The 6218-nt window shown below is 59.6% G+C and carries 6 protein-coding genes; 2 read left to right on the forward strand and 4 right to left on the reverse strand.

Going from position 1 to position 6218, the window contains the following annotated elements; all coding sequences use genetic code 11:
- The first annotated feature begins 1291 nt into the window (after nt 1-1291).
- Together AC0L3A_RS25745 and AC0L3A_RS25750 are read left to right on the forward strand one after the other, a co-directional pair.
- Entirely contained in the window at nt 1292-1609 is a 318-nt protein-coding gene (locus AC0L3A_RS25745; protein ID WP_354171570.1) for a hypothetical protein, read from the forward strand.
- 1050 nt (nt 1610-2659) lie between these two features.
- A complete protein-coding gene (locus tag AC0L3A_RS25750) occupies nt 2660-2872 on the forward strand; it encodes a hypothetical protein (protein ID WP_007601850.1) in 213 nt (70 codons plus the stop codon).
- Nucleotides 2873-3134: 262 nt separating this feature from the next.
- Here the strand turns inward: AC0L3A_RS25750 and AC0L3A_RS25755 are convergent, their stop codons facing one another.
- The 4 genes from AC0L3A_RS25755 to AC0L3A_RS25770 form a co-directional block, all read right to left on the reverse strand.
- Complete coding sequence (locus tag AC0L3A_RS25755) at nt 3135-3467, reverse strand: hypothetical protein (protein ID WP_007601852.1); 333 nt, start codon at nt 3465-3467, stop codon at nt 3135-3137.
- A gap of 145 nt (nt 3468-3612) precedes the next feature.
- Entirely contained in the window at nt 3613-4230 is a 618-nt protein-coding gene (locus AC0L3A_RS25760) for a LabA-like NYN domain-containing protein (protein ID WP_354129495.1), read from the reverse strand.
- Between the two features lie 711 nt (nt 4231-4941).
- Nucleotides 4942-5559: a lysozyme family protein gene (locus AC0L3A_RS25765; RefSeq protein ID WP_219685687.1), complete on the reverse strand. Its 618-nt coding sequence runs from the start codon at nt 5557-5559 to the stop codon at nt 4942-4944.
- A gap of 137 nt (nt 5560-5696) precedes the next feature.
- Complete coding sequence (locus AC0L3A_RS25770) at nt 5697-6101, reverse strand: hypothetical protein (protein WP_473255414.1); 405 nt, start codon at nt 6099-6101, stop codon at nt 5697-5699.
- Nucleotides 6102-6218: the final 117 nt, after the last annotated feature.

Raw genomic sequence — 6218 nt, forward strand, 5'->3', positions numbered from 1 at the left:
ATCGACGGCAGGTAGGAGTGCGCAGAATGATTAGGCCGCTTCCATTGCTCTGGCTTTGGTCGGAGGCGCTGCACAGGCTCAGCAGGGCGCGCCTCGCAACCCTCAGAAATTGGAAAAGTGCCAGTAGCTTGCTACCGAACGTGGTTTTTCGAGTGCGGGCGAAAAAGGAGAGGGACAAGGTCGCGCAAAGCGGGAGTTCGTGATCGCCTGCATGCATGGGAAGCAAACCAGACGCTTTGTCGAGCGGCCATTTTCGGCCCGCCGGTCACGCTGGCGGCCATACGGCGAAGGCCGCAGCAGGTGGTTAAATCGCTGCGGCCCCGCGTGGTCAAATGAAGCCGGGTCAAAAGGACCAAGTGAAATATGCAGCCAGCCCCGGTGCAGAAAATTCTGCCCCAGCTTGGTCTCGTTTGCAAATACAATTCGGTGGAACCGAAATCCCTGCAGTGGGCATTTTGTTCCAAGAACGGAACGATATTGCTATTCTCCCGCGAACCGGAGCTTGGCGCGTGCGAAACCACGAACCTAAGCAGTGGGACCGAGGGCGAGGTACAGACGCTGATCAAAATGATCAAGGGAGGGTCGAGATCGCGACCGAGCTTGGGAGGTATATCGCGTCCGTCGAACGTGTGGCCGCGGGTATGGCCTTTTGCTGCGAAGCGCAAGGAGCGCTGCACAAAGACGCAGACGTATCAGCCGCTTGTAGAATCGCACTATTCTGACTCAGCCAAACCTTACGGGGAAAGCAGGGAATGGTTAGGCCCGGCGCATCATACCGGACTAGGACGCGTCGGGCCGCGACTCCGCAATCGCGCACAACTACGGAAGGCACGTGGCAATAGCGAGAACGATATCGGCGCCGAAGTCTCCGGAATAAACCGAAATCAGAAATCCCGCGGCCAGAGCAGCTACAATCACTTTGAGTGTCAGCATTTGACATCTCCACTTAAGTCGCGCGGACAAAGTCGGCTCGGTCTTTTTCCAGGGTGCTTCGCGGGTCCAGCTGACAGTTTCATTCACTGAGTTGTTATCCCGGGCGTGCCGCGGTCCAGCCTAGCGGCCCTCGAGCCAACCAGCCCCTGCCGGTGCACTCGACCGGGGCTGCGCAGGTGGATGGCGGGAGGCTCAGATGTGAGGTGTCGCCCACCGCCGACGTCCGGCCGCTGGCGAAGCGATGCATATTCCGAGGATGAGAAACATTGCGAGCACGCGCATTTTGGTTTCTTCTGACCAGGACCCTTTAGCTCTTTGCTATCTCACGTGCATTTTCTCGACGATCGAATAGAGCAGCATGAAGATCGGCAAGAAGACGAAGAACCAAACGGCCTCCGGTTCGACCCGGGAAAATTCGCGGTTGGGATCTGTTTCAGTGCCGAACGGCACAGGTGCCACGGGCGGCTTTGGACGCCTGCGTTTTACCGCTCGGCTTAGCAGCCGTCGAGTCGCTGGTTCGTCGGACGGCGGATCGCTTGCGCGTCGGCTCTGGTTCGTCACGACTTTAGACCGCGAACATCAGCGGGTATTTGCGGACCAGTTCGAGGTCAACGTAGCCGGCGGCATTGATCCACTCGTGGGGACAGTAAACGAGCGAGCCAGGGTCGAGCTCTAGGCCATCCCGTTTTATTGCCTCGCGCGTCCCCAGTCGGCCGGCCCATTGTCTCCGTCCGTTTGGATCAGGTCGCATCGTGTCGAACACGGTGTCGTTTTTCGTCATCGCAATTCCTGAGGTGTTGAAACCAATCTTTAGGAAATGACCTCCGCTTGACGCCGGTGTTCTCGCCGACAAGTGATATTCGCTTTTGCAGTTGCTCACCTCAAGCCCGCACAGGTCGTGCTGACCGTCTTCCCTGTCTCACTCTCGCCGTTGCAGGTTGCAGGAGTTTGGCGAAGGGTGGTCCAGAATTGATAGGTGCGGCCGGACCAGCCTCGGCACCCGCGGGCTGGAATGGTGGCTACCCGTCTGCTCCTCAGGGTGGGTGGGCCGCCAGCATTGGATCGCTCTCTTCGTCGAGTCAGCGCTTCTAGTGGCTTTAGGAGGAAGCCCACCATCCGTCGGGGAATGGCTCTAGCAAAGTCCGATCGACTTGGTTGTCGTTGTCAGGGGGCCTGAGAGCTCCTGCATTCCGCGCTAGTGGCGCGTGGCGACGGAGGCGGACAGACATGGCGCCCGGTTTACGAGTTCGAAGGCGGCGCGAAGGAGGATGTGTCAAGCGTAATGGGGGCACACCGCGAGCGCGGCGCTCTGCTTCTTCGACCAGGCCTCGAAGATATTCCAATTCTGAGAGCTGAGAAGTGAGTTCGCTAAGTCGTTCGGCGTAAACGATTGCGCGAGAGCCTCGCATAAATGTCCTCCCCAGCACAAAAAAGCACTATCAGGATGGCGTCAGAGCAAATAGCGCGAGTAGCAAAAGTGGAACACTACCACCGGTAAATTGCGGATTTCAATACGTCAGGCTCACTGCCTCAGGCTCACTGCCTCAGGACTGCGTCCACTCCCTTGCCAACTCGTCAACGATCTTGACCTATTTTGCCGAAAGCTTGGTTGGGCCCTGCAGTCAAAAGGGCCTGGGTGTAGAAGCCAGCGTAGAAGTTGCGCCAGCCTTTCGGCTTGCACTAAGCTCATCCGATTAGATCCGAATTGTTTTTGCGGAGTAGCGTCATGTCGAGTGCGATTGAGTTGATTGTGGACGGCTACGCGAGTCTGAAAGACCGCCAGTCGCTTGAGGAGCTGAGGATGCACCGCCGGCGCCTTGCCGGAGACCTGAAAGCCTGGGCGGGCTTTGACTGCAGGTTGTCGATTGCGCAGATCGAGCAGGACATCGAGGCAATCGAGGCCGGCTTGGAGACGTTGTCGGGGCCGGTCGGCGGTTAAGCTAAGGCGCCATCCGATGGCGGCGAGCGCGCAGGGAGGGCAAGTGCTGCGATCTTTCGTCAGGCTGCCCTCATGGTGGTTTGGTCATGTTCGTCCGCGCTCTGCCTGACGTCTGAGAAGATCATCGCTAAGCTTCGCGCCGCAGGCTACTCGCAGATCCAAGGAGGTGCCGACCGGAAAGATCAAGACCTACGTCAAGGAAAGCACCGCGCGCTCGCTAATCGTCGACAGCACCGGCCACATCGCAGAGGTGGCGAGATAGCTAGACGGGCAGACGAAGCCAAACGTCTTTACTGGACAGCGTGCCGGTTGGCGTCGCAATCTCCATATCGACGACGCGAAACGAGCCATGACTTTCGTAAACGTAGCGAAGGTGCCAGACCGGACCGAGTTCCGGCGAAAGGGCGAAGTCGTCCAACGCACGTGCGATGTTGTGAACGGCATCGCGTCGCCCGATCGGTGCGGAGAACATCGTCTCTATCAGCGCGGCCAGGCTCATGCCGCCGACCAGCATGGCTCGTGCAGCTTCGTCGCCGTGAGAAAGCCGGAGGGCGGTCAGGATCACGGCAATAGCGTCGGGGTTCTTCAGAGTCACAGCAGGTTCGCCTCGCCAGCAAAAACATAATGCCGGATGCCGCCCTTTTCATGCAAGCGACAACGAGCCGACGCCAACATATCTCAAGCGACAAACATGCCCACCGCGAGCCGCGCTTGCGGAATGCGGGCGCCGCCTTCAGGGTCTAGTCGTGTGGGTCATTTCCCTTCGGCTCCTGCAAGAATTTTGGCATGTGTCCACGCGCTTCACGATCACGCGGGGCCGGGCGTTCGGACGGGTCGCGGCCGAGTTTGGACTGCAGCTCGACGAGGTCGGTGAAGACGTCGGCCTGGCGGCGCAGCTCGTCGGCGATCATCGGCGGCTGGCTCGCGATCGTGGAAATCACGGTGACCCGCACGCCGCGGCGCTGAACGGCCTCGACCAGAGAGCGGAAGTCGCCGTCGCCCGAGAACAGCACCATCTGGTCGATGTGCTCGGCGAGCTCCATGGCGTTCACGGCGAGCTCGATGTCCATGTTGCCCTTGACCTTGCGGCGGCCGGAGGCGTCGATGAACTCCTTGGTCGCCTTGGTGACCACGGTGTAGCCGTTGTAGTCGAGCCAGTCGATCAGCGGCCGGATCGAGGAGTATTCCTGATCCTCGATGATCGCGGTGTAGTAGAACGCTCTAAGTAGCGTCCCGCGGCTCTGAAACTCCTTCAGCAGACGCTTGTAATCGATGTCGAAGCCCAGAGTTTTCGCCGTCGCGTAGAGATTGGCTCCATCGATGAAGAGCGCGATCTTGTCAGTCGGGATTGGTGACATTCAGTTCACGCTTTCCGTGAAACAGCAGAGATCGGTAGCGAAGATCTTAGAGTACAGACTATGTTTTAAGCTTCAACTATTTTCGACCCGGGCTCGAACTCTGACAATAGCCGAAAGTTGGTGTGTCGGATTTGTAATGTATGCTGTCTAATTCCAGGTGCTTATCTCCATGGTGCTCACGCCATGCCTGCCGGCGATTTTGCCCTGTTTGATCTTTGGATCCACCGGCGCGGCCGCGGCGGGCGGTGGTCTGTTTCAGGTCCATGCGGAAACGTTCTGTTAGTCGGGAGCGAGAGAAGCCGGCCCCGCAGCGCAATACATGGCTGCTCGGGCCATCTTCCAGTTGCTGCTGACCGCTCCTTATCTCGATCCGAAGGAGATCAAAGTTGCGTCGGCGCCTTACATGACTTTCGGACTCGTTTACACTGGGATGCGGTAAGGGTTCTTCGGTCGCCGTAGCAACGGAGCTCAGCGGGGGCGCTGCCCGATGGGTTCCCCCGTTTGGCGTCGACCAGCTGCAATGCGACATGCCGGCGTGTTGGCACGGTGCCGGTAGGGTGCAGCCGCGCCGGCGCCGGAGGCGCTCCCGCTCCTGTTGCGCGCAAGGTTCGACGCCAGGAGGAGCGCCGTCCTGAACGCTATGGATCGGCTACCGAGCTGGCTTCCAGCCGAGAGCTTCGCGACCCCAAAATCGCGTAGTTATCTGAGCCGCTAACGGCCAGGCCGAGTGACTACTGCCATTTTGCGATCGGCCCAGCTCTTAATATCGCCGACGGTCATCGCCTTGAGGAACGCGTTCGCGTTGACCAGCTTTTCGCGTGTGGTTCGACCCGTCATGTCAGCGGCGGCCATAACTGAAGCAGCATCTGCAGTTTCTGCGCCGGAAAATAGCGCCACGGCTCCCGCCGGTCCCGCGAAATGGGCGAGGTAGAGAGAACCGGGCGTGGCCGGCAGACCGCGCTTGGTCAGCATCGCGGCATGTTGCTCGACCAGCCGTGCGGCAACCTCGCGCGTAAGCTCAGCATCTCCGCGCAAGTCCAAGACTTCCTTGTCGCTGCGGCCCTTGATCAGATCGCGTCGGTGCCTTCGAACGGCTTCGAGCCACGTATCATCGAGAAACTGGGCGGCGCCAGTGGCGCTCGACCGCTTGTTCCTTGCATTCGGGTCACCGTTGGACTCGGCTATGATAATTCGCTCGACCAGCGCCTTGGCAGCCGCCCTGTCGATCGAGCTCCCCTTCAACTGAGCATCGCGAACCAGGACGAAACTCGCGACGAAAGCCAGGCCGATTGCCACTCCAAAAACGAGCGTGATGGATTCCGCGGACAACCACTTCCGCGCGGCGACAACGGATCCACGCTCGTCGGGGCGAGGCGGTCGGATTTCCTCGGCACGGCGTATTTGCCCTGACACATGCGGCGGGAGCCGCGGGTCGGCTGTCGTTCCAACGCAGAGGTATCCGTGCGCTAGGTCTGGCATCGCGTCTGCAGGTTCAATGCTTTCAAAACGCCATCGAAGGCACCTGACAGGCATGGCTTCGCCTCCGCGACCGGTTTGGCGCGACTGGCGCCTGCGCTTGCCTTGAAAATTCCGTGCCGGGGCCGAGGTCTGGGCAGCATGATCGCGGATTTTCCGCTTGCGTTACCCTCCTGCTCGATGATCTTCGAATGTGCTCGTGCAACGATCGGAATGTGGTCCGACGGATTCTTTGGTTCGCTCGAGGAAAGTGGCTGCGGTGGCGCTTCGAATCGCGGAATTTCGAGCCGGTCTGCCTTGGTCAGTGTATCGTGTGAGGGACGTAATCCGACGGTTGCCAGAGCCGGCGGCTCGTTCGCAGGCTCTGTGATGCGCGGCGGCGCCTCGAGCTCCATCACGGCGAGTGTACCGAGGCCAACTAGGAAGAGAGCCACCCTCATCTGATTTCACGCCCTCCGAACGAGAAACCTCACTCAAATCCTCTTAGAAATGAGCTCCAGAAATCAAGGACG

This window comes from Bradyrhizobium sp. MI1.3, assembly GCF_055811695.1.

What these genes read in the sequence shown, in the direction of transcription:
- AC0L3A_RS25760 (WP_354129495.1), bottom strand. Translation starts at nt 4,230, where the DNA reads ATGTCACCAATCCCGACTGACAAGATCGCGCTCTTCATCGATGGAGCC.
- AC0L3A_RS25745 (WP_354171570.1), top strand. Translation starts at nt 1,292, where the DNA reads ATGAAGATCGGCAAGAAGACGAAGAACCAAACGGCCTCCGGTTCGACC.
- AC0L3A_RS25770 (WP_473255414.1), bottom strand. Translation starts at nt 6,101, where the DNA reads ATGGAGCTCGAGGCGCCGCCGCGCATCACAGAGCCTGCGAACGAGCCG.
- AC0L3A_RS25750 (WP_007601850.1), top strand. Translation starts at nt 2,660, where the DNA reads ATGTCGAGTGCGATTGAGTTGATTGTGGACGGCTACGCGAGTCTGAAA.